Origin of the sequence: Bradyrhizobium sp. LA2.1 (genome assembly GCF_040547725.1) — a bacterium.
Lineage (GTDB): Bacteria > Pseudomonadota > Alphaproteobacteria > Rhizobiales > Xanthobacteraceae > Bradyrhizobium > Bradyrhizobium barranii.
Map to the genome: position 1 here is coordinate 26,979 of NZ_JBEPQI010000030.1, position 23,170 is coordinate 50,148.

Consider the following 23,170-nt stretch of genomic DNA (forward strand, 5'->3'; position numbering starts at 1 on the left):
TGTGCCGACTACACACTCGCTGTCATCGCCCGACTTGATCGGGCGATCCAGTATTCCAGAGACGGTCGTGATTGAACCGAAGAGCCGCGGCGTACTGGATGCCCCGCCTTCGCGGGGCATGACAGCGTCATGTGTGGAGAGGAAATTACTCCGCCGGCTCGGTCGCGAGCGTCGGGTAATCCGTGTACCCCTTCGCGCCGCCGCCGTAGAACGTGTTCTTGTCCCAATCGTTCAGCGTCGCGCCCGTCTTCAGCCGCTCGACGAGGTCGGGGTTGGAGATGAACGGCTTGCCGAAGGCGATGAGATCGGCCGCGTTCGCGTCCAGCACCTTGGTGGCGAGATCGAAGTCGTAGCCGTTGTTGGCGATGTAGGCGCCGGTGAAGCGCTTGCGCAGGCCCGCATAGTCGAACGGGGCGATGTCGCGCGGGCCGCCGGTGGCGCCTTCGACAACGTGTAGATAGATCAGCTTGAGTGCGTTGAGGCCGTCGACGATGTGATCGAACAAGGCCTGCGGATTGGAGTCGGAGAGGTCGTTGGCCGGCGTCACCGGCGAGATGCGGATGCCGGTGCGGTCGGCGCCGGCCTCGGCGGCAACGGCCCTGGAGACCTCGAGCATCAGCCGCGCGCGGTTTTCGATGGAGCCGCCGTAAGCATCGGTGCGCTTGTTGGCGCCGTCCCTCGCGAACTGGTCGAGCAGATAGCCGTTGGCGCCGTGGATCTCGACGCCGTCGAAACCGGCCTCGAGCGCATTCTTCGTGGCGCGCTTGAAATCGTCGATGATGCCGGGAAGTTCGGAGAGCTCGAGCGCGCGGGGCTCGGAGACGTCGGCGAAGGTGCCGTTGACGAAGGTCTTGCCCTTGGCGCGGATCGCGCTCGGCGCCACCGGGGCTGCGCCATTGGCCTGGAGATCGACATGCGAGATACGGCCGACATGCCAGAGCTGGATGAAGATCTTGCCGCCGCGCTCATGCACGCGGTCGGTGACCTTGCGCCAGCCGGCGACCTGGTCCTTGCTGTAGATGCCGGGCGTGTCCTGGTAGCCCTGGCCCTGCTGTGAGATCTGGCTCGCTTCGGTGACCAGGAGACCTGCGGAAGCGCGCTGGCCGTAATAATCGGCGGCAAGAGGGCTCGGCACGAACGTGCCGGGCGCGGCGCGGTTGCGCGTCAGCGGCGCCATCACGAGGCGGTTGGCCAGCGTGATCGGGCCGAGCTTGTAGGTCTCTAGCAATTTGGTCGGGCGGCTCATGGGAATGCTTCCAGGCGGTGAGAGATCACGAACACTTGTGCATCGCGACATCAGGCGCAAGGGAGGAGCCATACGGAAAGTGCGGGCGAGCTACGCGGCCCGGTCCGCGTAGCAGGATTCATGTGCAATCCCGGCCATGACAGCGGATTTGCGCTGCCATGGCCTGCGATCCCTCAGTTCGCGCCGAGGAAATCGCGCTTGCCGATCTCGACGCCGTTGTGACGCATGATGCCGTGAGCGGTGGTGGCGTGGAAATAGAAGTTCGGCAGCGAGACCCCGCTGAAGAACTGCTGGCCCTTGAGCGTGATGGTCCGGTCCGGGCCCGCCGGGAAGGTCACGTCCTTGGTGTCGGCGCCTTCGAACTGCTCCGGCTTGTACGATTTCACGTAGTCGATCGTCTTGGCGAGCCGCTGCTTCAGCTCCTCAAACGTCTTTTCCGTGTCGGGCATCGAAGGCACCTCGCTATGGGTCAGCCTGGCGCAGCCCTTGGCGGCGAAATCGCTGGCGAGCTGGATCTGCTTCGACAGCGGCAGCATGTCCGGGAAGAGGCGCGAGCCGAGCAGGACGCCCGGGTCGATCTTTTTGGCCGCGCAATGCGCCTCGGCTTTGGTGAGCAGGCCGGTCAGGCTGTTCAGCATTTGCAAGTACGCGGGGACGACGGCGTCGTGGAAGGACATGTGATGCTCGCTTGTGAATGGGAAATCTCAGGAGAAACCTGAGCCACTCACATGGGAGCATCACGGAAAATTACAATCGCGAGAGCGGCTTGTGCGGTGCGAAAATTCTACCGGATCATCCCCGCCGGCTGCGCCTGGGCCGTGCCGCCGCGCATCCGCGCGAGCAGCTCGGCGGTCGGCCAGGAATCGGCGGGCAGGCCGTATTTGATCTGCATCGCCTTCACGGCGGCGCGGCTCTGCTGGCCCAGCACGCCGTCGACCTTGCCGACGTTGAAGCCGGCCTGGACCAAGAGCTGCTGCAATTGCTTCAGCTCGTTGAACGGCAGTTGCGCGACCGGTTGGGCCGGCTTGCGCATCGGAGCCGCGCCCGCGATGCGGGTGGCGAGATAACCCGCGGTGGTCGAATAGATCAGCGAGTTATTCCACTCGGTGTAAGCCGCGAAATTCGCATATGCCATGAAGGCCGGACCAAAGCGTCCCATCGGCAGCAGCACGGACGCCGCGAGATTGTCGTTCGGCAGCGGCCGGCCGTCGGGATAGGTGACCCCCAACTGCGCCCATTTCGAGCGCGGCTGCTGCACCGTGAGGTCGGTCTGATCCCATGGTAGGTTTTGCGGCACCTTGATCTCTTCGAGCCACGGCTCGCCGCGCCGCCACTTCAATCCGTTGGCGATGTAGTTCGCGGTCGAGCCGATCACGTCGTCCTCGCTGCGCAAGAGATCGCGCCGTCCGTCGCCGTCATAGTCGACGGCGTAGTTGACGTAATGCACGGGCAGGAATTGCGTCTGCCCGAGCTCGCCGGCCCAGGAGCCGACCATCTCGTCGGGTGTAAGATCGCCACGGTCGATGATCTTCAGCGCGGCGATGGTCTCGTTCACGAACATCTCCGAGCGGCGGCAGTCATAGGCCAGCGACACCAACGATTTCAGCGTCGGCAGATTGCCCATGTTGACGCCGAAATCGCTCTCGAGGCCCCAGAACGCGGCGATCACCGCCGGCGGCACGCCGTATTCCTTTTCGGCGCGTGCGAACGCAGCCGCGTGGCTCTTGATGTGCTGCTGGCCGTTCTGCATGCGATAGGGCGCGGCCATGCGGCCGGCAAATTCGGTGAAGAGCTGGCCGAACACGCGCTGGCCGCGGTCGCGATTGACGATGCCCTGGTCGTAGACGAGGTAGGGCGAGGCTTCCGATATCGTCCGCTGCGACACGCCGGCGGTAACGGCCTGCTTTTTCACGTCGGCCAGGAAGCGATCGAAGCTCGCGCCATTGTGGCACGAGGCCGCGCGCGGCGACGGGGTTGTGGCTTTGGGCGCGATGGGCTTGGCGGGTGGTGGCGCGAACTGGGCGGAGGCGGGGAGGGCGAAGGCGAGCAGAGCGGCGGCCGCGATCGCAAATCGGGTCTGGAGCATGAGGTTTCCGGCGGGGAGAAGGGCGCGTGTGGAATCTTGCTAAAGCTTAAGTGAATTGAGCGCCTCAAACCATCCCTTCGTCATGGCCGGGCTTGTCCCAGCCATCCACGCCTTTCGGGCCTTGGGTAGAGGAAGAACGTGGATGCCCGGGCCTTCGCCGCGCCGAAGCGGCTTCGGCCGCGCAGGCGGGACAAGCCCGGCCATGACGGAAATGCAATGTTGGGCATAGCCGCGGCCCCGCGACGCACCTTGAAACCTTGCACCCGGGCCGGGGTCATCCCTACCTGAATAGCGCCGGCCGATGGCTCGCCTGCGGCCGCCTTGGGAGACGGCCATGAACTATCTGCGTACCGCAATGCTGCTCGCCGGCCTCACCGCCCTGTTCATGGGCGTCGGCTATCTGATCGGCGGCGCCACCGGCGCCATGATCGCGCTCGTCATTGCCGCCGCGACCAATCTCTTCACCTACTGGAACTCCGACCGCATGGTGCTCCGCATGTACGGCGCCCACGAGGTCGACCGCGCCAGCGCGCCGGAGCTGGTCGGGCTCGTCGCCGAGCTTGCGGGCCGCGCCTCGCTGCCGATGCCGCGTGTGTTCGTAATGGACGAGGCGCAGCCCAACGCGTTCGCGACCGGGCGCAACCCGCAGAATGCCGCGGTCGCCGTCACCACCGGCCTTGTGCATCAGCTCAGCCGCGAGGAGCTTGCCGGCGTGATCGCGCACGAGCTCGCACATATCAAGCATCACGACACGCTGCTGATGACTGTTACCGCGACCATTGCCGGCGCGATCTCGATGCTGGCGCAGTTCGGCATGTTCTTCGGTGGCCATCGCGACAACAACGGCCCCGGCATCGTCGGCTCGATCCTGATGATGATCCTCGCCCCGATCGGCGCCATGCTGGTGCAGATGGCGATCAGCCGTACCCGCGAATATGCCGCGGACAATCTCGGCGCGCGCATTGCGGGCCAGCCGATGTGGCTGGCGTCGGCGCTGCTGAAGATCGAAGGCGCCGCGCATCAGGTCCCGAACTACGATGCCGAGAGAAACCCTGCGACCGCGCACATGTTCATCATCAACCCGCTGTCGGGCCATGGTGTGGACAATCTGTTCGCCACCCATCCTTCGACGCAGAACCGTATCGCGGCGCTCCAGCAGCTCGCGGCCGAGCTCGGCGCGCAGGCATCTCCGTCGGTCGGTGCCAACGAAAACTATCCGCCGCGGAGCCCGTGGGGGCAGTCGTCCTCACGCGGCCCTTCACCTGGTCCTTCCCGTGGCCCTTGGGGCTGATGCGGAACCGGCCGGAATCGCGCCCGGCTTTGTGACCAGCTTTTGTGACCTGGCGCACACAGGATGGTCCCGGCCGGTGTTAACACCATGGCGAGACTGTTCCTTCGAAAGGGGATGCGTGGCCGGTCCTCTGCCTGCCACGGTCGAAGATGACCAAAGCTGCGGTACCATTGTTGATCGTCCTGGGCGTGCTCATTGGCCTGTCCACGCACACGGTCGTCAATTGCGGGGACGAGGACGAGCCCGACATCTGCTCGGCGGTGATCGGATTCTCGCCGCTGCGGGGATCGCTGATCGCGTTCGCATATGAAGGGCGCGGACGGATCGCGTTGCGCCACGGCGACTGGCGGCGGGCGATCGCGGATTTCGACGAGGCCATCCACCTCAATCCCAACCGCGCCTCGCTGTATCGCGACCGGGCGCAGGCGCGCCGGCAGAACGGCGACCTGGAGCTTGCCATCGAGGATTACGACGAGGCGATCGCACATGATCCCAGGCACGCCGCGCCCTATCACCAGCGCGGTCTCGCGCTCGCCGCCACCGGCGATCTCGATCGCGCGATCCTGAGCTACAACACGGCGGTCCGTCTCGACCCGTCGGATGCGCAGGCCCGCCTCGACCGCGGCCTTGCATTCCTCGCCCGCGGCCAGGCCGACGACGCACGCGCCGATTTCGAAGCGGCTCTCGCGCTGCCGGCCGGCAAGGACGGCCGCACCCGCGACGCAGCCCGCGCCAAGCTCGCCGAGCTCGCGAGCGCCGAGCCGAACCAGGCGCCCGCGCCGAGGCGGTAGAGATATCTAGAGCCGCATTCGCCGCTGCAACCCTCTCCCCTTGCGGGAGAGGGTGGCTCGCCGCGATAGCGGCGAGACGGGTGAGGGGTATCTCTCCACGATTGATCCTCTCGCAGACGAGTACGCGGCTAGAACCCCTCATCCGGCGCCATAGCCGAAGCTTCGCTTCGGCGTTCTTAAGAACGGCGACCGAAGGCCGCCTATGCCACCTTCTCCACAACAAGGGGAGAAGGAAGAAAGTGCGCGCTTACTTCGCTTTCTTGGCTTTGGCCTTCTTCGCCTTTTTCACCGGCTTCTCCTTCGCCTTCTTCTCCACCTTCGCCGGGATCGGCGTGCTGGCGACGAGGCGCATCGAGCGGGCGTAGCTGTCGGCGACGTTGTCGGCGGACATCTGGAGGCGCTTGGCGGCGGCGGTGGCCTGCTCCATCGTGGCCTTGGCCATCATCTTGAAGCGGTCGCCGGTCTCCTTGCCCTTGGCCTTGGCCGCAAGGCCGTTGAAGCGATCCCGGCGCTCCTTGGCGCGGGTCAAAAGGCCCGTATGCAGCTGTCTGGCCAGTTGCCGGATCACGACATCCAGGTCGGCGTCCGCCATGTTGTTCTATCCTCTTAAAACGGTATCGATGCGGGCGGGACTATGCAGATCGGGCCCCGCCTTGGCAATTCCCGGCGGTGCGTCATCCGCAGCTTCCGGTTACCAAACCAAAAAAGCCGCGCATTTTTGCGCGGCTTTCCGGGGTGGCTTGGCGCAGACGCCTTATTTCAGCGAGGCAACCGGTCCGCTCGCCGGTGCCGGATCGGGGTCGAAGCCGAACACGCCGACCAGATATTTGTAATAGTCCGGCATCTTCTCCTTGAGCGCCTCGCGCGACTTCGGGTCGTGGAATTCGCTCTTGCCGGCCAGGAAGATGCTGGCGGTCACGGCAAAGAATTCCATGGGATTCTTCATCGCATAGGATTCCTTGGGTAACATATCCTTGGACTTGGCAAGGGCGTAATAGCCGATCACGCCCTTGTTGGCGTAGCCGTCCGGCAACAGCCGCGCGTGATAGGCGTGCAGCAGCTCGTGCAGCAGCACGGCTTCCTTCTCGTAGCGCATCATGTCCGGCCGCAGCATGATCACGCCGAGGCCCGAATCGACCGCGAGGTCGACGGCGTTCGGATTGGTCCAGCGCTGCTTGTCGGGGTCCCAGACCGTCAGCGTCCGGGGTGCGGTGCGCTGGATGTCCGGCGTGACCCGGCCGTAGCATGCGGTCGCGGCGCCTTCGTCGAGGCAGGCGAGCTCGCTCGCGACGATCGGAACGGTGTGGAAGAAGCGCAGCACGCGCGGCGACAGGCCGGAAGCTTCGACGACGTCGATCTGCTGCTTCAGATTGTCGGTGAGCTTGTCGACGTCCTTGCGCTCGGAATTCTCCGTCAGGTCGAACATGTAGCCGCGGTAGCTCTGGAAGCCCGGCGGCAGCGCCTGCGCTGCCCCGGCCGACGCGTCGAGCGCTCCGGCATGGGATGGATTGGCGAAGAGCGCGCCCACAACGGTCGCGGTCAGCAGCAGCGCAACGCGCATGATGAACCCCCTGATGTCACTTCACCCGGCAGAATAGGCCGTCGCCGTTTGCGAAAAGTGAGTGGGGCGAGACTAAGGCACCGATGTTGAGGCGTGCTTAACCGTTGGTTGCAGATCGCGGAGACGGATTAGTGCCGGGTTAACCAAGCGTGGATTGGTCGCGCGCTTCGGCGTAGGATCGAAGCCGGGCACATGCCCGACAGCAATAGCCGGAGGAGGATGCCATGTATGCCGCCATCCGTCAGGCCAAGGCGAAAAGCGGGAGCGCCGAAGAGCTGGCGCGCCGCATCAAGGACGGCGCCGTTCCGATCATCAGCGACGTCGACGGTTTCCGTGCCTACTACGTCGTCTATGCCGGCGACGACACGGTCACCGCGATCTCCATTTTCGACAAGTTCGAGCAGGCGGAGGAGGCGAACCGGCGCGCGATCGCCTGGATCGAGAAGGATCTGGGGCCGCTGCTTGCAGGGCATGCGAGCGCCGCAGCCGGGCCGGTGATCGTGCATACGCTGGCGTAGTTGGACGGATCGCTCTCGCCTCACACTCAACTGTCATCGCCCGGCTTGACCGGGCGATCCAGTACTCCGAGACGGCTGTGATCGAACCGATAAGCCGCGGCGTACTGGATGCCCCGCTTTCGCGGGGCATGACAGCGGTGGGTGTGGCTTGCGCCTTCCGCCAAAGGCGTAGCCGTGCCGCTCACAACTCCCGTGCGTTCGAGAACGCGAAAGAGCTCACCCGTCTTGTCGTCTCATCCAAAATCAGCGTGCGCGTGATCGGCGGCTCGGCGCGCTGGGCGCAGTTTTCGCGTTCGCAGAGGCGGCAGTTGACGCCGATCGGCGTGCCCTCCGTTTTCTCCAGATCCAGGCCGGAGGCGTAGACGAGGCGGGCGGCGTGACGGATCTCGCAGCCGAGGCCGATGGCGAAGCGCGGCTGCGGCAGCGGATGCGGCGCGACGGGGCGGCGCACCATCTGTGCGATCGAGAAATAGCGCGTGCCGTCGGACAGCTCGATCACCTGCTTCAACAGGCGATCCGGCGTGTCGAAGGTCGAGTGCACGTTCCACAACGGACAGGTGCCGCCGAATTTCGAGAACGGGAACGTGCCGGAGGAAAAGCGTTTCGACACGTTGCCGGCATTGTCGACGCGCAGCAGGAAGAACGGAATGCCGCGCGCGTTCGGCCGTTGCAGCGTGGTGAGGCGATGGCAGACCTGCTCGAAGCCGGAATTGAAGCGCTGCGCCAGCACGTGGATGTCGTAGTTCAAGGCCTCCGCCGCGGCGAGGAAGGCCGGGTAGGGCATCATCACGGCCGCCGCAAAATAGTTGGCGAGCGTGATGCGGAACAGGCGGCGCGGCGCGTCGTCGAGCGGGCCGGCACGGCCGATGATGGTCTCCAGGGCTTGCGCGCATTCGCCCAGGCCCAGCTGGAAGGCGAGCTGGAAGGCGCGGCCCGGCGGATCGACCAGCTCGGAGATCAAGAGCTGGCGGCGATGGCGGTCGAAACGCCTGAGCGTCTCGCGCATCACGTCGACCGGCATGATGCGGGTCTGGATCGAATGCTTTTCGCGCAGGCGTGCGGCGAGCGCGGCATAGAGCCCTTCGGCCGGCACGTTCAGTTCGTCGCGAAGAGTCTCCGCGGCCTGCTCCAGCTCCGGAAAATAATTGCGGTTGGCCTCGATCAGCTCGCGCACGCGCTCGACGGGATTGGCCTCATAGCGCGTGCCGACGTCGCGGTCAGCCATGTGCGCCGCGGCCAAGGTCTCGCCCTGGCGGGCCTCGGCATAGGCGGCATAGAGCCGTTGCAGCGCATGGGTGACGCCGGGACAGAGTTCGGCAAGGTCGCGCAGTTCCTGCTTGGGAACGTCGATCTGGCGGAACAGCGGATCGGAGAAGATCTCGTTCAGCTCGGCGAAGAAGCGGTCCTCGTCGGCGGTCGCGAGGTCGCGCAGGTCGAGGTCATAGGTCTCGGCCAACCGCAGCAGGATCTGCGCCGTCACCGGGCGTTGGTTACGCTCGATCAGGTTGACGTAGCTCGGCGAGATCCCGAGCCCCTCGGCGATCTGGGTCTGCGACAGCCCCAATTGCTGCCGGATCCGCCGGAAGCGCGGGCCGACGAACAGCTTTTTCCCAGAGACGGCGGGCATTTTCTGATCTCCCAAGGGTACGACAAGCGCATCAAGGACAGTCTTATTGACCTATATTCTTTACAAGATTTACAAAATAACATCTATTACATGTTCTGATGTTACATGACATCACCATTCGAATACAAGGCCTCTGTACGAACTTCGCTTTCTGGCGTTTAGCTCATGACACGCATTTCGCAATGCACTGTCAAAAATGTCGATGACAAGTTGAGTTGTCATCAGCGAAAGGATCGAGCAGATGAATTACCAGCCCCGTGGCATCAACGCCCTGCAGAGCCCGGCCTCGTATCAGAGCGAGATCGAGGCAGCCCAGGCGCTCCTCAAGACCCAGCCGACCTGGAACGGGGTGTCCGCCGAGGCCGTCGCGCGCATGCGCCTGCAGAACCGCTTCAAGACCGGTCTGGACATCGCTCGCTACACCGCGGCGCTGATGCGGACCGACATGGCCGCCTATGACAACGATCCGACCAAATACACGCAGTCACTGGGCTGCTGGCACGGTTTCATCGCCCAGCAGAAGCTGATCTCGGTCAAGAAGCACTTCGGCGGCAAGACCGATCGCACCTATCTGTACCTGTCCGGCTGGATGATCGCGGCGCTGCGCTCCGAATTCGGCCCGCTGCCCGACCAGTCGATGCACGAGAAGACCTCGGTGCCCGCGCTGATCGAGGAGCTCTACACCTTCCTGCGTCAGGCCGACTCGCGCGAGCTGAACGACATCTTCCGCAGCCTCGATAAGGCGCGCGAGGAAGGCGACAAGACCAGGGAGAAGGAGCTGATCGAGAAGATCGACAACTTCCAGACCCATGTCGTGCCCGTCATCGCCGACATCGACGCGGGCTTCGGCAACGCGGAGGCGACCTATCTGCTCGCCAAGAAGATGATCGAAGCGGGCGCCTGCGCGCTCCAGATCGAGAACCAGGTCTCGGACGAGAAGCAGTGCGGCCACCAGGACGGCAAGGTCACCGTGCCGCACGAGGTGTTCCTGGCGAAGATCCGCGCCTGCCGCCATGCTTTCCTCGAGCTCGGCATCGAAGACGGCGTCGTCGTGACCCGTACCGACTCGCTCGGCGCCGGCCTGACGCAGCAGATTGCCGTCAGCCACAAGCCCGGCGACCTCGGCGATCAGTACAACAGCTTCCTCGATTGCGAGGAAATCACGCCGGAGAACGCCCGCAACGGTGACGTCATCATCAACCGCAACGGCAAGATGATGCGTCCGAAGCGGCTGCCCTCCAATCTCTACCAGTTCCGTCCCGGTACTGGCGAAGACCGCTGCGTGCTCGACAGCATCACCTCGCTGCAGAACGGCGCCGACCTGCTCTGGATCGAGACCGAGAAGCCGCATATCGAGCAGATCGCCAAGATGGTCGATCGCATCCGCAAGGTGGTTCCGAACGCGAAGCTGGCCTACAACAACTCGCCGTCGTTCAACTGGACCCTCAACTTCCGTTGGCAGGTCTACGACGCAATGAAGGAAGCCGGCCAGGACGTCAGCAAGTACAACCGCGCCGAGTTGATGAAGCCGGAATACGACGATACGCCGCTGGCGAAGGAAGCCGACGAGCGCATCCGCACCTTCCAGGCCGATTCAGCCAAGCGTGCCGGCATCTTCCATCACCTGATCACGTTGCCGACCTACCACACCGCGGCGCTCTCGACCGACAATCTGGCGAAGGAATATTTCGGCGACCAGGGCATGCTCGGCTACGTGAAGAACGTGCAGCGCGCCGAGATCCGCCAGGGCATCGCCTGCGCCAAGCATCAGAACATGGCCGGCTCCGACATCGGCGACGACCACAAGGAATACTTCGCCGGCGAGGCTGCCCTGAAGGCGGGCGGCGCCCACAATACGATGAACCAGTTCGGCTAACGTACCACGCTATTCGACAGGAGACTGACAATGACCAAAGGCAGCAATTTCTGGGTGATCGGCGGCGAGTTCGGTTCGATGAACTTCCACAAGCTCGTGGAAGGCTCGGCCCAGGTGCAGGGTCCGTTCAAGACCCGCAAGGAAGCCGAGGATGCCTGGCGCTCGGTCTCGGAGGAGAACCGCCACAAGGCCGGCGTCCGCTTCTCGATCGTGGAAGAGCCGTCACGGGTCTCGGCCTGACAATCTGAACTAAGAAGACGTCCAAGGACGGAGGGTCCCATCCGGCGCAAGCCGGGTGGGATCGTCTGTTTTTGGCACAGGTCAATCGGCTGTGGGCGCCGTAAGTCTCTGGAATTGTGGACCCTTTGCGGAGGGTGTGGTTGCTGATAGGTTAATGAAGGAAAGTCGAGGACGAGGCCGACAATGTCAGAGCCTGAGACCAGCGGGACCCATCCCAGCCAGCCGCGCCCGGTACGGCTGCGCGACGCGCTGCTGCGCGCACGGATCGAGGCCGCCGACCGGACCGGTGTGGTGGTCGATTTGCGCGACGCAGAGGTGGCGCGGCTGGAGATCCTCAACGACGCGCTCGATCCCCTGTTCGCGCAGGTGCCCGACCAGATCGACCTGTTCGATCGCGGCATCAGCCAGGGCGATACGCCCAGGCTCTGGATCGATGTCGTCGCACACATCATGATGGGGCGCGACAAGCGGATGTACCGCTTCGTCCAGGACACCCGCTTCGGCCGCATCGTGCTCGCCGAATCGCACGACACCGCAATGATCGCCGAAGCCGTGACGGACTACGTCGCCCGCCGCATGATCGAACGCGAGCACGCCATGGTGGTGCCATCAGAGCCGAAGCCCGCGGCCGCCGAGCCGCCGCGCCGCTCGCGCCTCTGGCCGTTCGCGTTCGGATTCATTTTCGGCGCGGCCGCCTTGTTCGGCCTCGCCGTGCTGGCGGCCCTGCGGAGCTGGTGAGACGCTCGCCGTCGTCATTGCGAGCGCGGCGAAGCAATCCAGGAATCTTTCCGCGGAGAAACTCTGGATTGCTTCGCGGAGCCTGTCATCGGGCCGCGCTTCGCGCGGACCCGTTGGCTCGCAATGACGGCGAACTAGATCAACCTTGCCTGCTTGATCTGCCGGATCTGAAATCCGGACCCGAGGCCCCGCACCGTCTGCTCGCAGCGCCAGCCGGCATTGTCTTTCTCGATCGTGAACAGGTTATACGCTGCCGCCGGGTAGCGCCCGTGGGCGAGCGCGGAGGCCGACGGCACGCCGACCGCGGGGATGTTGCCGTTGGGGCCCTCGAACCACATCGTCGAATGAATGTGGTCGTGCCCGTGCAGGATCAGCTCGACGCCGTGACGCTTGATCAGTGCCAGCAGCGCACCCGCATCGGTCATCCGTTTCTGCCGCGCGCCGGACTTCAGGGGATGATGCACCAGCAGCACGCGGAAGGCGTCCTCGGCGGCGACGCGGTCGAGGACCGCTTCGAGGGATGCGAGCTGATCGCGGCCGAGCGTGCCCGTCGCCATCAGCGGCAGGGTCGGCACCGCCGTGGACAGGCTGATCAGCGCGAGCGGCCCGCGCCGGCGCAGCGAAGGAAAGCCGATGCTGCCGTCGTCGCCCGCAAGATAGGGTGCAAAGGTCTCGCCGAAGCGGTGAGAGGTGGCTTGGACATAGGCATCATGATTGCCGGGAATGGTGGTGACGCGGTCGGGCGGACCGACGCCGTCGAGCCAGGCGCGCGCCGGCGCGAACTCCGCCTCCAGCGCCAGATTGACGAGATCGCCTGTGACCGCGATGTGGTCGGGCGTCTGCGCCTGGACGTCGGCGACGAGCGCGTCGAGCACCTCGCGGCGCTGGTACTTGTGGCGGTTGCGCGTCCAGTTGACGTAGCCGAGCGCGCGCTTGCCCGCGAGCTCGATCAGCCGTGGCTTCGGCAACGGCGGCAGATGCGGGTCGGACAGATGGGCGAGCGTGAAGGGGGCCATGGCGCGCGATTGCCTCGCTATTCGTCCGCTGTAATGGCAAGGTCGCGAGGACTGTGCAAGCGGGGCCCGGGCAGGGGCCTCTTGGGAGTCTTCTCGGGAGTTTTCTTGGGAGCCTGATGGGGGATCGTCTGAACAGCGTCCGACGGACATTCGAACCGCTGCTGCGGCGAATCTTCCACGCCTATTTCCTGCTTGTCCGCGGCATGACGCTCGGCGTCCGCGCCGTGGTGCTTGATTCCGAGAACCGGGTGTTCCTGGTCAGGCACAGCTACGTCACCGGCTGGTATCTGCCCGGCGGCGGCGTCGATCTCGGCGAGACCATGGAGCAGGCGATGCGGCGCGAGCTCAAGGAGGAAGGGGACATCGATCTCACCGGTGACGCGGTGCTGCACGGCATCTTCCTCAACAGCCACGTCTCCCGCCGCGACCACGTCGCGGTCTACGTGGTCAGGCAGTTCAAGCAGGATCGCGTCCCTGAGCCCAACCACGAGATCGTCGAATGCGGATTCTTCGCGATCAATGCGCTGCCCGAGGGCACCACGCACGGCACGCGGCAAAGGCTCGCGGAAGTGCTGGATGGCAAGCCGCCGACCGCGACGTGGCGGTGAGGAGATTTGGCGTTGAAGCGATCTGACGTTGAAGCGATCCGGCCGAATCCTCAAGCCCGAACCGGCTGCCCGATCCCCAGCAAGTTACCTTCGCTGTCGCGGAACCAGGCGCCCCGCTCACCAGTACCCTTGCTCGGATAGTTTCCCGCGATCTCCGCAATTCCATCGACGGTCTTCAAGCCGGGCAAATCATAGTCCTCGAACGCGACGCCGCGTGTGCGAAGTTCGCGAACGGTTGCCTCGATATCCTCGACTTCCCACCCCATCTGCGTGTGCGTGCCGGATTGCGTGCCGGCCGAGACGAATATCGCAAACTCGCCGGCCGCACAGACGTAGCGGAGCCCACCCTCGCGCTGTTCGACCGGCTCGAGCCCGAGCTTTTCCGAATAGAACGCCCGCGCGCGGTCGAGGTCTTTGGCCGGAAGCCGGGTTGCCACCCTCGCGTTCTTCAGCATGCCCGCTCTCCCTGTCTTTGCCTCGCGACGACGCTGGATTTCCTCGGCTACGCGGTCATGACTCGACGCCCTGACGGCCCTGCTTCGCCTGCAACTCCAGCACCAGCAGGCTCTGCTCCTGGATCAGCGCGCAGTTCTGCCGCTCCAGCCTGTGCAGTCGCGCCGTCATGTTGTGCATGAACGCGAACACCACCAGGAACAGGGCGCCGAACATCACGACGAACGGAAACACGACGCCGGTCAGATGGCTGACGAGATAGGCCAGTGTCGGAAACAGCGTGAAGCCCGCGGGGATGATCGCCACCATGGACAGCATCAGGAAGTCATAGAGATCGAACTTGCCCTGCATCGTCTTGCGCAGCAGCACCAGCATGTAGATCAGCGCAAAGGCGGAGATGACGACGACCGTCTCCGGACTTGGAAGGGCATCTGTCACGGCTGCCTCCTCAGAATGTTCGACGAGATGATGAGACCACAAATCGGGGCGGGGATGCTCGGCGTCATGACGCCCTCACGAGGCGCGCGAGCAGGATATAACCGAGCACGCGGATCATGTAGCTCGCCGACTTCAATCCGTCGATCGAGCTGACGCCGGTCTCCCGCGCCCGCATCTCGACCGGAACTTCGCTGACCGTGAGGCCTGCGCGCATGGCCCAGGCCAGCGAGATCGGCTCCGGAAAATCCGTCGGATACGCTTTTGCAAAGAAGGCGATGGCGGAACGGTCGAGCAAGCGCATGCCGCTGGTCGGATCGGTGATGCGGCCGCCGCTGAACAGGCCGTTGAGCGCGAGCACGATCAGCCTGATGCCGGCGCGCCGCATGCGCGTGGAGCAGAAACCGGCATGGTCGATGAAGCGGCTTCCGATGGTGATGTTGGTCGGGTCGTTGCGATAGGCCTCCAGAAGCGTCTCGATGGCGCGCGGATCATGCTGCCCGTCGCCGTCGATCTGGATGCAGAAATCAAAATCCTGACGCGCCGCGTATTTGATGCCGGTCTGCACGGCGCCGCCGATGCCGAGATTCTGCGCGAGGCGGGCGACCGGCGAGCGGCAGCTTGCCACCGCGGACGTCGCGTCCGACGAGCCGTCGTCGACGACCAGGGTGTGGTAGCCGCGACCGGTCGCCGCAATCTCGCTCAGGAGGCCGCCGACCGAGGCCTCCTCGTTGAAGCAGGGAATGATGATGAGGACTCGCGACGTGCCCTGCTGCGGTGCGGCAGCACCGTTGCGGTACGCGTCAGTTGAACCCAAGCCCAGTCCCGTATCGGCCACGTCTGCCTCACCTCCAGAATCCCCACTTTGCTATACTTGCCGGTGCTTTTCCTGTACAGGCGGCGGGCCATTTCAAGCTGTGTGGGGCCGCCCGGCGAATGCCGATGAGAGCTGTTAAAGTATTTTTTTCAATTGTGTTCCTGGCAATTCTGGCCAGCAACATCAGGCTGATCTCGCACTGGAGCGAGAGCCGCGGCGTCTATGACGACATCTGCTATCTCAGGCAGGCGCATCTGTTCCAGCGCTTCGGCTGGCAAGGGCTCGACACCAGTCTCGCCCGTGAAACCGACGGCTATCTCGCGGCCAAGTTGCGAAGTATCGATTTTCCGAACTGGAACGAACCGACGCGGGCACCCTGCCACACCCAGACTGCTGACGGCAGCAAATGGGTGATGACGCCGCCGCCGGGCACGGGCTTCGTGCTGGCGCTGTTCCCGGAGGGGTTCCAGGTCGTTCCGCTCTATATGCTGGCCAACGCGATCGTCGCAGGCCTTGCGCTGTTCGGCCTGTGGCGGGCGCAGGAGAAGGTCGGCTTGACGCTCGCCGCATCGCTCGGCGCGCTCTCGATCTACTTCATGATCAATCCGACCAAGGCGAGCTATTCGATGGCGCCGACCATGGTCGTCTGCGCGCTGGCGGGTCTGTTCACCGCAAGACTGTTCGTCGATGAAGGCCGGCGCCGCCTGCTGATAGTCGCTGCCGTCGGCGTGCTGCTCGGCCTGTCCGCGAGCTTTCGGATCGCCAACGTGGTTCTGTCGGCCGGCTATTTCCTGTTCTTCGGATTGTCGTTCCTGATCTGGCGTACCCGCGAGACGTTCGTTTCAGGACTCGCGCTCGGCCTTTCGTTCCTCGTCGGGCTGTTGCCGGTGTTCGCGGCGAACCTGGTCAACTCAGGCAATCCACTGGTCTCGGCCTATGGCGGCCAGGATACGGCCCCGCGGAGCCTCGACCCGGCCGTGCTGTTGGCCTATCTCCGCGACACGCAATTCCCGTTGATCGTGATCGCCTGCGTCGGGACCGCGCTGTTGTGGCGCTTCGCCGGCCCTGGCGGCGTCAGGAAACTCGCGTTGCTGGTGGCCGGCAATCTCGCGCTGAATCTGGCGTTCTTTGCCACGCATCCGGTCTTCACGCAGTACTATGTCATCCCGATCCTGATGCTGTCGCTCTGGACGCTGCTGTTCGCGGCCGTCCTCAGCCGCGGCCCGGCACACGGTGTTATCGCCCACGAGGCCGATGGACCGCGGCCGTCTGAGATGTTATCCCGCATCTCGCATTGACGCGTTTTCCTGACGCGAACCTGAAACCACTTCGCTCGAAGACGCATGCCGACATGACCGATCTCTCGCTCACCATCCTTCCGGAAGCCGCCGGCGACGCCCAGGCGATCGAACGGCTGCACGAGCGCACCTTCGGCCCCGGCCGCTTCGTGCTCAGCGCTTACCGCATCCGCGAGCATGTCGACCATCTGCTCGAATTGTCTTTCACCGCCCGCATCGGCACGCTGCTGGTCGGCTCGGTCAGGCAATTGCCGGTGCTGGTCGGCGAGACGCAGGCCCTGCTGCTCGGGCCGCTCACCGTCGAGCCGCCGTTCCGCGACCGCGGCATCGGCCGTCTCCTGATGGAGCGCGCGCTGAAGGACGCCAAGGAGAAGGGGCACCGTCTGGTGCTGCTGGTCGGCGACGAGCCCTATTACAGCCGCGTCGGCTTCAAGCCGGTGCCGAAGGGCCGCGTCACCATGCCGGGCCCGGTCGACGCCGCGCGCGTGCTGGTGTTCGAGCTCGTCGACGGCGCATTCGAGGGCGTGTCGGGGCAGGTAACGCCCGACTGGAGCAAGGCACGAGGCTAGGGCTACGATACCTTTTGCGGAGTATCCATGATGCAGGTGCGTCCCGCTGACGCTGGTGAAACCGATCATCTCGCTCAGCTATGGCACGATGCCTGGCATGGGTCGCATGCCTCGCTTGCGCCGCCAGAACTGGTCCGCCTCCGCACGCTCCCGAATTTTCGCGATCGGCTGGCGGTCATGCTTCCCGACATCCGCGTCGTCGGCCCGGCCGGCGCGCCGCTCGGCTTCTGCGCCGTCAGGGCTGACGAATTGTATCAGCTCTTCGTATCGCCGAAGGCGCACGGCGCGGGCGTGGCCGCGGCGCTGATCTCCGACGCAGAGGCCCGCCTTGCCGCGCGCGGCGTGGAGCTGGCGTGGCTGGCCTGCGCCGTCGGCAACGCGCGCGCTGCGCGGTTCTACGAGAAGAGCGGTTGGCGCAACGCCGGCACCTTCGTGATGATGACGGACACCTCGAACGGGCCGTTCCCCGTCGATCAATGGCGCTTCGAGAAGCGGCTGACGCGCAGCCCGTAGCCCGGAATTCGCTCCGCTCCATCCGGGCTACGGCTCACTCAACGCGCGTGTGCCGGGGCCCGCAGGCCCCGACTGAGTCGCGGCTAGAACTTGAAGTTGGCGAACGCCCGCACGCCGATGCCGGGCATCAGAACCTCGTCCTTGGTGTAGGACACCGAGTTGCGGATGTTTTCGTTGAGGAGATTGTTGCCGACGATGCCGGCCGTCATCTCGCGCGCGCCGAACAGACGCGGATCGAGCTTGGTCTTGTAGCTGACCTCGGCCTTCAGCAAATTGTAGCCCGGCGTTGGCGTCTCCGCGATCACGGCGACGTTGTTCTGCGCGAAAGCGTGCAACAGGTTGACGCGCATCAGCCAGTTGTCGTCGCGCCAGAACACGCCGCCGCCTATCCGCAGCGGCGGAATGCGCGGCACGTTGGTGCCGTCGGTGAAGGTGGCGCGCACCACGTCGAACTGGTTCTCGATGCCCCAGATGCCGCCCTGGAATGCGCCGACGTCGAGCTGCGACTGGAATTCGCCGCCGCGGAAGTTGGCGTTGGCCTGCGAATAGACGGCCTGGTTCAACTCGGCGCCCGGCGTGCCGCAGGACGCGAAACTGTCGTCGCACATCACGCCGGTGAGGCGGCGAAAGATGAAATTGTCGAAATGCGTGTAGTAGACGGTCGCCTCGAACCGGAACGGCCCCGTCGCCTTGCGCAGGCCGACCTCGACCGACTCAGCGGTCTCGATCGCGAGGTTCGGATTGCCGATGTCGAACGTCGCGGTCGCATCATGCGCACCGCGCGAGAACAGTTCGGCCGGCTTCGGCGCGCGCTCGACATATTGTGCGGTGATGCTGCCGACCATGCCGCCCGGCAGGTCCTGCAACAGGCCGATGCTGCCGCTCTTCGGCGTGAAGGACGGATTGCGTGCGATGCCCACCTGCGGCGTGCCGTCGGGTAGATAATCCGGCGGGAAGTTCGGCGTCGTGCCGTGCAGCTCGACATGCTCGACGCGGCCGGCGATCTGGGCTCGCGTCGCGTCCGTGAACTTGAACTCGTTGAAGGCGTAAGCGGCAACGCGGGTGTTGTTGTTGGGGTCCCACAGGCCGTTGAACAGCGTACCGGGATTGTCAGGGCTCGGCGCGGTCAATTCCTGATGGCCGACCTGAAAGCCCAGCGCCGTCGTCACCTCGGCGAAGCGCGCGTTGAACGGCATCAACTGCACCTCGGTGCGGATCTCCTGCTCCTTGTTGGTGAAGGTCTGCCGCACACCGTCGGTGTTGGGATCGGCGGGATCGGCAAGGCCGATCTCGTTGTGTCGATAATCCGTGGCGCCAGCCCAGAAGCGGATGGTATCGATCGCGGCGGCATCGGGCCGGTACTCGCCCTTGACGTTGATCTTGGTCTGGTGCGCGTCGATCCGGGTGTTGTGGTCGGCGCCGTCGATGCCGGGGATATGGTAGAGCGAGTCGTTCTGCGTGATCGACGCGCCGATATAGCCGCCCTGGAAGAAGTAGGAGCCGCCGATCGAGGCGCCGTCCGTGCGCGACGCCGAATTGGGCTGGCGCCCGTTTGTGATGGTCCGGGTCTGGTCGGTCAAATAGGGGTAGCTCGGGATGCCGTAATCCGTCGTGTTGCGGCCGTAGACGTCGGCATGGAACGCGAAATTGCCGGCGCCGGTGTCGAGCAGCACGCCGCTCTCGACACCGCGATCGACCGAGCTGAACGCGGAACGTGTCTCGGCCGTGACGCAGGGCGATGTCCCGGCGGTTGCGAGTGGCGCCTTCACCGGCATGCCATAACTCTGGAACGGCTGGGCACCGCAGGTTGGCAGCGCGTCCGGAATCCGGTTGTTGGTCGCGCTGACGACGCCGCCGATCGAGGTCGAGCCGTAGCGCAAGGCGGCCGGCCCGCGCACCACCTCGACCTGGTTGGTCGCGAGCGTATCGATCGGGACGAAGTGATCCTCGCCGAGATCGGATGCGCCGTTCGCATTGGTGCCGTTCTCGACGATGCCGACGCGGTTGACGTCGAGGCCCCGGATGATCGGCCGGCTGGAGGCGCCGGGTGCGAAGCTCGAGCCGGTGATGCCGGGCTTGGAGAACAGGAGATCGCCGAGCTGGCCGCCGCCCTCGCGGCGGATCTCCTCGTTCGGCACCACGGTGACGGTGGCGAACTGGTTGGTCACGATCGGCAGCACGCCCTGCTGGGGCGTGGCGGCCGTCGCTGGCCCTGCCGGCGTTGCTTCGGCCGCGCGTTGCTGGCCGCGCGACCGTCCGGTGCGCGCGACATGGACCGGGCTGCGGGTCGGCACCACCCTGCGCACGATCGGGCTCGGCGCCGTCACGGTGACGGCGGGGATCTCGGTCGATGATTTATCTTGCGCGGGCTGTTGTACCGGCTCTTGGGCGAGCGCCGATGTGGCGGCGGCGCCGAGCAGGAGCAGGCTTGCTCCACCCAGACGCTGCGCGCGTCGCAATTCAAATGACATAGTCCTGATTCCAGTCAGGCGCCGTCCGCAAGATTTGGTGCTGATCGGAGGCGGCCTGCCGTCGCAGCGCGACGGAATTCGACTTCAACTTCTCCCGTGCGTTCGCCGGAAAGCGGCGAGCCGGGCGTGATCAAGTGATGTCTGGAGTCAGGACGCGGGAGGGGCGCGGGGCTGGAACGCCGTGCCGGCCGATTTCAGATGGACGAACTCGGCATCGGTGGTGAGCTGAAGCAGCTCGATCGCCTGCGGCAGCAGGAGCACAGGCGGCGTCGCGGATACGACGGTGCCCGCCATCGCGACGACGGCGCAGATCGCGCAATTGTCCTCGCCCGGCTGCTCTCGGTCGGGGCCGGCGGGCGATTGCTTCTGGACCGCGGCGCGGTCGATCGAAGCGATGCTGCTGCTGTCGGTCTGCTGGAGCGAGGACTGGGCGAGGGGAGCGGCCTGGGCGAACCAATGGCTGTGGCCGAACGTCAACGCGAACTGCACCAGCATCGCGAACAACGCGAGCCGGGCGCCGTGCCTGATATTCGACCGGAACCACTTCATCTGGAAAAGCCACCCCACATCGCGAGGATCAATTCCCCTGATCTCGTGATGTTATAATGTAACATCGCAGCATCGATCAGCGGATGTCAACAGCGAGCGGACCAATGCGCGCAGGCGACCGAACCGATGTGTCGTTCGGGCAACTAGAGCGCGATGGGGTGAAGTCGAATCGAGTTGGGCCAACGGCGGTGCTCTCTCCGTTCCCTCCCCCCTTGCGGGGGAGGGGCAGGGAGAGGGGTGCCACACGGGGACTCTTTCCGTCGCGCACTCACACGCGATGCATCGCTAACAATCGGCACCGTTTGCTGGGCCACCCCTCTCCCTAGCCCTCCCCCGCAAAGGGGGGAGGGAATGCACCGCCGTCGCGGTGCTAGGCGAGTCTCATCACGCCAAGAGAGTTCAGCGCCCTTCGCGGACCCAGGTGGCGGCAAACGCGCCGAGCAGCAGCAGCAGGCCGATCAGGCCGGCGAAGATCGGCAGCACGCCGACGCCCTTCACGACGCTGGCGTCGCGCATCCGCACGCCCATCCAGCCATCGCCCGCGAAGACGCTCGCCGAACGCACCGGCACGATGCGCGGCAGCTCGACGCTGGTGCCGTCGACCACGCGCACGGCATTGCCGCCGGTCGCCTGCGTCAGCGGCTTCAGGGTTTCGGTCGTCGAGGTGACTTCCGAAAACTCCTTCGGATTGGTCGGACCGACATTGATCAGCGCCTTCAGCGTGCCGTCGGTCGCCTGCCACAGGCCGAGCTCGCTGGCCGGCAGGCTGGCGCGCCACTCGCCGGGATCGGCAGGCGCGAGTGTCAGGTCCTGCGATACGCCCGACGGCGAGGTCACGCTGACCGGCTGGACGCTGTCCGACATGGTCTGGCGCACCACGACGAGGTCCTTGCCCTGCACCTGGAGGCGCAGTGCCTCTTCATCGAGGTCCGGCTGCTTCATCAGCCAGTGCGACATCCGCCGCAGCAGGTCAAGATGCGGGCCGCCGCCTTCATAGCCGCGCGCCCACAGCCAGATATGGTCGGAGAGCAAGAGCGCGACGCGGCCCTCGCCGAAGCGCGAGAGGAACAGGAGCGGCTTGCCGTCGACGCCCGTCATCACCGGCGGGTTGACCGCATTGCGGGTGTCGACGGTGCGGAAGAAGCGGCTCCAGCGCGGCGGTTCGCTGGCGGAGCCTTCGAGGCCGCGCGTGACCGGATGGCGTTTGCCGATCTCCGACAGATGCGCATAGAACGGCTTTTCCGTCACGCCGACCGGCTCAGCCGGCAGCACCGAATCCAGCGGAGTGCGCCAGATGCTGGTGTTGGAAGCATAGTCCGGGCCGGCCGAGACCAGCACCGCGCCGCCCGCGCGGACATAGCGCGCGATGTTGTCGAAATAGGCGATCGGCAGCACGCCCTGGCGGGCATAGCGGTCGAAGATGATCAGCTGGAATTCGTTGATCTTCTGCTGGAACAGCTCGCGGGTCGGAAACGCGATCAGCGACAGCTCGTTGATCGGCGTGCCGTCCTGCTTCTCCGGCGGACGCAGAATGGTGAAGTGCACGAGGTCGACGCTGGCGTCGGACTTCAGCAGGTTGCGCCAGGTGCGCTCGCCGGAATGCGGCTCGCCCGAGACCAGCAGCACGCGCAGCTTGTCGCGCACGCCGTCGATGGCGACGACGGCGCGGTTGTTCACCGGCGTCAGCTCTTTCTCGAGCGGCGAGGCCTCGATCTCGACGATGTTGGGGCCGGCATGCTTGATGTCGACGTCGACACTCGCGCTCTGGCCGCTTCCCAGCGTGCGCTCGCCCAGGACCTCGCCGTCCCTGCGGATCGTGACCTTGGCGCGCTCGCCGGTGACGCCCTGGTCGTCGAGGCGGTAGGTAATGGTCTGGGTCTGTCCGACGATGCCGAAGCGCGGCGCGGCCGTGATCGCAATGCGGCGGTCGCGCTCGTCCTTCTGCCCGGTGATCAGCGCGTGCACCGGCGCCTGGAAGCCGAGCCCGGCGGTATTGGCCGGGATGTCGTGGACCCGGCCGTCGGTGATCAGGAACGCGCCGGCGACGCGGTCAACCGGCACGTCCGACAGCGCCGAGGACAGCGCCCCGAACAGTTTTGTGCCGTCGGTCTCGCCATCGGCCTGTCCGGCGTCGACGACGCGGACTTCGAGGCCCTTGATCTTCTTCAGGCTGTCGACCAGCGCTTCCTGCGCTTGTGCGGCCTCGCGATTGCGGTTGCCGAAATTCTGGCTCGGGCTCTTGTCGACGACGACGGCGGCGACCGAGGTGAGCGGATCGCGGTCCTCGCGGGTGAAGGAGGGATTGGCAAGCGCCAGCAGGAACAGCGCCAGCGCGGCCACGCGCACGGCTGCGCCGCGCGCACGCGCCACCAGCAGCACGAGCGCAACGACCACGATCGCTGCGAGCGCGAGCCACAGGACGATCGCGGGAACAAGCGGCGTGAACGCAATGCCGTAATTCATGTCG

The 23,170-nt window shown here is 65.3% G+C and carries 23 protein-coding genes; 10 read left to right on the forward strand and 13 right to left on the reverse strand.

What is annotated here, in order from left to right; all coding sequences use genetic code 11:
- Positions 1–145: 145 nt before the first annotated feature.
- The 3 genes from ABIB95_RS39510 to ABIB95_RS39520 all read right to left on the reverse strand — a co-directional run bounded on the left by ABIB95_RS39510 (position 146) and on the right by ABIB95_RS39520 (position 3,332).
- Positions 146–1,246 carry an alkene reductase gene (locus tag ABIB95_RS39510; protein WP_354248042.1) on the reverse strand — a complete coding sequence of 367 codons (1,101 nt, stop codon included), beginning with the start codon at positions 1,244–1,246 and terminating at the stop codon, positions 146–148.
- Between the two features lie 173 nt (positions 1,247–1,419).
- Positions 1,420–1,923, reverse strand: coding sequence for a DUF1993 domain-containing protein (locus tag ABIB95_RS39515; protein ID WP_354248044.1), 504 nt, complete (start codon positions 1,921–1,923; stop codon positions 1,420–1,422).
- A gap of 107 nt (positions 1,924–2,030) precedes the next feature.
- Entirely contained in the window at positions 2,031–3,332 is a 1,302-nt protein-coding gene (locus ABIB95_RS39520; protein WP_354131829.1) for a lytic murein transglycosylase, read from the reverse strand.
- A gap of 334 nt (positions 3,333–3,666) precedes the next feature.
- On the opposite strand from ABIB95_RS39520, the gene htpX reads away from it, so the two are divergent.
- Positions 3,667–4,623, forward strand: coding sequence for a zinc metalloprotease HtpX (gene htpX, locus ABIB95_RS39525; protein WP_063985179.1), 957 nt, complete (start codon positions 3,667–3,669; stop codon positions 4,621–4,623).
- Positions 4,624–4,772: 149 nt separating this feature from the next.
- Positions 4,773–5,414, forward strand: a complete 642-nt coding sequence (locus ABIB95_RS39530; protein ID WP_028158277.1) for a tetratricopeptide repeat protein — start codon at positions 4,773–4,775, stop codon at positions 5,412–5,414.
- Between the two features lie 247 nt (positions 5,415–5,661).
- Here the strand turns inward: ABIB95_RS39530 and ABIB95_RS39535 are convergent, their stop codons facing one another.
- Positions 5,662–6,006: a hypothetical protein gene (locus ABIB95_RS39535; RefSeq protein ID WP_063985177.1), complete on the reverse strand. Its 345-nt coding sequence runs from the start codon at positions 6,004–6,006 to the stop codon at positions 5,662–5,664.
- Between the two features lie 162 nt (positions 6,007–6,168).
- Complete coding sequence (locus tag ABIB95_RS39540; RefSeq protein WP_354248047.1) at positions 6,169–6,975, reverse strand: hypothetical protein; 807 nt, start codon at positions 6,973–6,975, stop codon at positions 6,169–6,171.
- Between the two features lie 224 nt (positions 6,976–7,199).
- Here ABIB95_RS39540 and ABIB95_RS39545 point away from each other — a divergent pair, with 224 nt between their 5' ends.
- On the forward strand, positions 7,200–7,493 hold the full coding sequence (locus tag ABIB95_RS39545; protein WP_014497428.1) for an antibiotic biosynthesis monooxygenase: 294 nt from the start codon (positions 7,200–7,202) through the stop codon (positions 7,491–7,493).
- A gap of 181 nt (positions 7,494–7,674) precedes the next feature.
- Here the strand turns inward: ABIB95_RS39545 and ABIB95_RS39550 are convergent, their stop codons facing one another.
- Positions 7,675–9,120 (reverse strand): helix-turn-helix domain-containing protein, encoded by a 1,446-nt coding sequence (locus tag ABIB95_RS39550; protein ID WP_071916200.1) that lies wholly within the window; start codon positions 9,118–9,120, stop codon positions 7,675–7,677.
- Between the two features lie 241 nt (positions 9,121–9,361).
- On the opposite strand from ABIB95_RS39550, the gene ABIB95_RS39555 reads away from it, so the two are divergent.
- The 3 genes from ABIB95_RS39555 (at position 9,362) to ABIB95_RS39565 (ending at position 11,974) form a co-directional block, all read left to right on the forward strand.
- Positions 9,362–10,996, forward strand: a complete 1,635-nt coding sequence (locus ABIB95_RS39555; protein WP_354248049.1) for an isocitrate lyase — start codon at positions 9,362–9,364, stop codon at positions 10,994–10,996.
- 30 nt (positions 10,997–11,026) lie between these two features.
- Complete coding sequence (locus tag ABIB95_RS39560) at positions 11,027–11,236, forward strand: DUF4170 domain-containing protein (protein ID WP_008137787.1); 210 nt, start codon at positions 11,027–11,029, stop codon at positions 11,234–11,236.
- A 183-nt stretch (positions 11,237–11,419) separates the two neighbouring features.
- Entirely contained in the window at positions 11,420–11,974 is a 555-nt protein-coding gene (locus ABIB95_RS39565) for a hypothetical protein (protein ID WP_354248051.1), read from the forward strand.
- Between the two features lie 134 nt (positions 11,975–12,108).
- Here the strand turns inward: ABIB95_RS39565 and ABIB95_RS39570 are convergent, their stop codons facing one another.
- Positions 12,109–12,990: a metallophosphoesterase family protein gene (locus ABIB95_RS39570; RefSeq protein ID WP_354248053.1), complete on the reverse strand. Its 882-nt coding sequence runs from the start codon at positions 12,988–12,990 to the stop codon at positions 12,109–12,111.
- A 116-nt stretch (positions 12,991–13,106) separates the two neighbouring features.
- Between ABIB95_RS39570 and ABIB95_RS39575 the strand changes: the two genes are divergently transcribed.
- On the forward strand, positions 13,107–13,598 hold the full coding sequence (locus tag ABIB95_RS39575; RefSeq protein WP_354248055.1) for an NUDIX domain-containing protein: 492 nt from the start codon (positions 13,107–13,109) through the stop codon (positions 13,596–13,598).
- A 50-nt stretch (positions 13,599–13,648) separates the two neighbouring features.
- On the opposite strand, the gene ABIB95_RS39580 is transcribed toward ABIB95_RS39575, so the two are convergent.
- From ABIB95_RS39580 to ABIB95_RS39590, 3 genes are all read right to left on the reverse strand, one after another.
- Complete coding sequence (locus ABIB95_RS39580) at positions 13,649–14,053, reverse strand: VOC family protein (RefSeq protein WP_354248057.1); 405 nt, start codon at positions 14,051–14,053, stop codon at positions 13,649–13,651.
- 55 nt (positions 14,054–14,108) lie between these two features.
- Positions 14,109–14,489, reverse strand: coding sequence for a DUF2304 domain-containing protein (locus ABIB95_RS39585; RefSeq protein ID WP_247314380.1), 381 nt, complete (start codon positions 14,487–14,489; stop codon positions 14,109–14,111).
- Positions 14,490–14,553: 64 nt separating this feature from the next.
- Complete coding sequence (locus ABIB95_RS39590) at positions 14,554–15,303, reverse strand: glycosyltransferase family 2 protein (protein ID WP_354248059.1); 750 nt, start codon at positions 15,301–15,303, stop codon at positions 14,554–14,556.
- 125 nt (positions 15,304–15,428) lie between these two features.
- Here ABIB95_RS39590 and ABIB95_RS39595 point away from each other — a divergent pair, with 125 nt between their 5' ends.
- From ABIB95_RS39595 to ABIB95_RS39605, 3 genes are read left to right on the forward strand one after another with little or no spacing between them, the layout of a single operon-like run.
- Positions 15,429–16,601, forward strand: coding sequence for a hypothetical protein (locus tag ABIB95_RS39595; protein WP_354248061.1), 1,173 nt, complete (start codon positions 15,429–15,431; stop codon positions 16,599–16,601).
- A gap of 53 nt (positions 16,602–16,654) precedes the next feature.
- Positions 16,655–17,170 (forward strand): GNAT family N-acetyltransferase, encoded by a 516-nt coding sequence (locus tag ABIB95_RS39600; RefSeq protein WP_063986635.1) that lies wholly within the window; start codon positions 16,655–16,657, stop codon positions 17,168–17,170.
- Between the two features lie 30 nt (positions 17,171–17,200).
- Positions 17,201–17,683 (forward strand): GNAT family N-acetyltransferase, encoded by a 483-nt coding sequence (locus tag ABIB95_RS39605; RefSeq protein ID WP_354248151.1) that lies wholly within the window; start codon positions 17,201–17,203, stop codon positions 17,681–17,683.
- Positions 17,684–17,766: 83 nt separating this feature from the next.
- Here the strand turns inward: ABIB95_RS39605 and ABIB95_RS39610 are convergent, their stop codons facing one another.
- From ABIB95_RS39610 to ABIB95_RS39620, 3 genes are all read right to left on the reverse strand, one after another.
- Entirely contained in the window at positions 17,767–20,154 is a 2,388-nt protein-coding gene (locus tag ABIB95_RS39610) for a TonB-dependent receptor (RefSeq protein WP_354248063.1), read from the reverse strand.
- A gap of 147 nt (positions 20,155–20,301) precedes the next feature.
- The gene (locus ABIB95_RS39615; protein WP_354248065.1) at positions 20,302–20,703 is read right to left on the reverse strand and encodes a DUF2946 domain-containing protein; all 402 of its coding nucleotides are present in this window, start codon (positions 20,701–20,703) and stop codon (positions 20,302–20,304) included.
- A 399-nt stretch (positions 20,704–21,102) separates the two neighbouring features.
- The gene (locus ABIB95_RS39620) at positions 21,103–23,166 is read right to left on the reverse strand and encodes a hypothetical protein (RefSeq protein ID WP_354248067.1); all 2,064 of its coding nucleotides are present in this window, start codon (positions 23,164–23,166) and stop codon (positions 21,103–21,105) included.
- Positions 23,167–23,170: the final 4 nt, after the last annotated feature.

What these genes read in the sequence shown, in the direction of transcription:
- ABIB95_RS39510 (WP_354248042.1), bottom strand. Translation starts at nt 1,246, where the DNA reads ATGAGCCGCCCGACCAAATTGCTAGAGACCTACAAGCTCGGCCCGATC.
- ABIB95_RS39515 (WP_354248044.1), bottom strand. Translation starts at nt 1,923, where the DNA reads ATGTCCTTCCACGACGCCGTCGTCCCCGCGTACTTGCAAATGCTGAAC.
- ABIB95_RS39520 (WP_354131829.1), bottom strand. Translation starts at nt 3,332, where the DNA reads ATGCTCCAGACCCGATTTGCGATCGCGGCCGCCGCTCTGCTCGCCTTC.
- htpX (WP_063985179.1), top strand. Translation starts at nt 3,667, where the DNA reads ATGAACTATCTGCGTACCGCAATGCTGCTCGCCGGCCTCACCGCCCTG.
- ABIB95_RS39530 (WP_028158277.1), top strand. Translation starts at nt 4,773, where the DNA reads ATGACCAAAGCTGCGGTACCATTGTTGATCGTCCTGGGCGTGCTCATT.
- ABIB95_RS39535 (WP_063985177.1), bottom strand. Translation starts at nt 6,006, where the DNA reads ATGGCGGACGCCGACCTGGATGTCGTGATCCGGCAACTGGCCAGACAG.
- ABIB95_RS39540 (WP_354248047.1), bottom strand. Translation starts at nt 6,975, where the DNA reads ATGCGCGTTGCGCTGCTGCTGACCGCGACCGTTGTGGGCGCGCTCTTC.
- ABIB95_RS39545 (WP_014497428.1), top strand. Translation starts at nt 7,200, where the DNA reads ATGTATGCCGCCATCCGTCAGGCCAAGGCGAAAAGCGGGAGCGCCGAA.
- ABIB95_RS39550 (WP_071916200.1), bottom strand. Translation starts at nt 9,120, where the DNA reads ATGCCCGCCGTCTCTGGGAAAAAGCTGTTCGTCGGCCCGCGCTTCCGG.
- ABIB95_RS39555 (WP_354248049.1), top strand. Translation starts at nt 9,362, where the DNA reads ATGAATTACCAGCCCCGTGGCATCAACGCCCTGCAGAGCCCGGCCTCG.
- ABIB95_RS39560 (WP_008137787.1), top strand. Translation starts at nt 11,027, where the DNA reads ATGACCAAAGGCAGCAATTTCTGGGTGATCGGCGGCGAGTTCGGTTCG.
- ABIB95_RS39565 (WP_354248051.1), top strand. Translation starts at nt 11,420, where the DNA reads ATGTCAGAGCCTGAGACCAGCGGGACCCATCCCAGCCAGCCGCGCCCG.
- ABIB95_RS39570 (WP_354248053.1), bottom strand. Translation starts at nt 12,990, where the DNA reads ATGGCCCCCTTCACGCTCGCCCATCTGTCCGACCCGCATCTGCCGCCG.
- ABIB95_RS39575 (WP_354248055.1), top strand. Translation starts at nt 13,107, where the DNA reads ATGGGGGATCGTCTGAACAGCGTCCGACGGACATTCGAACCGCTGCTG.
- ABIB95_RS39580 (WP_354248057.1), bottom strand. Translation starts at nt 14,053, where the DNA reads ATGCTGAAGAACGCGAGGGTGGCAACCCGGCTTCCGGCCAAAGACCTC.
- ABIB95_RS39595 (WP_354248061.1), top strand. Translation starts at nt 15,429, where the DNA reads ATGAGAGCTGTTAAAGTATTTTTTTCAATTGTGTTCCTGGCAATTCTG.
- ABIB95_RS39600 (WP_063986635.1), top strand. Translation starts at nt 16,655, where the DNA reads ATGACCGATCTCTCGCTCACCATCCTTCCGGAAGCCGCCGGCGACGCC.
- ABIB95_RS39605 (WP_354248151.1), top strand. Translation starts at nt 17,201, where the DNA reads ATGCAGGTGCGTCCCGCTGACGCTGGTGAAACCGATCATCTCGCTCAG.
- ABIB95_RS39610 (WP_354248063.1), bottom strand. Translation starts at nt 20,154, where the DNA reads ATGTCATTTGAATTGCGACGCGCGCAGCGTCTGGGTGGAGCAAGCCTG.
- ABIB95_RS39615 (WP_354248065.1), bottom strand. Translation starts at nt 20,703, where the DNA reads ATGAAGTGGTTCCGGTCGAATATCAGGCACGGCGCCCGGCTCGCGTTG.
- ABIB95_RS39620 (WP_354248067.1), bottom strand. Translation starts at nt 23,166, where the DNA reads ATGAATTACGGCATTGCGTTCACGCCGCTTGTTCCCGCGATCGTCCTG.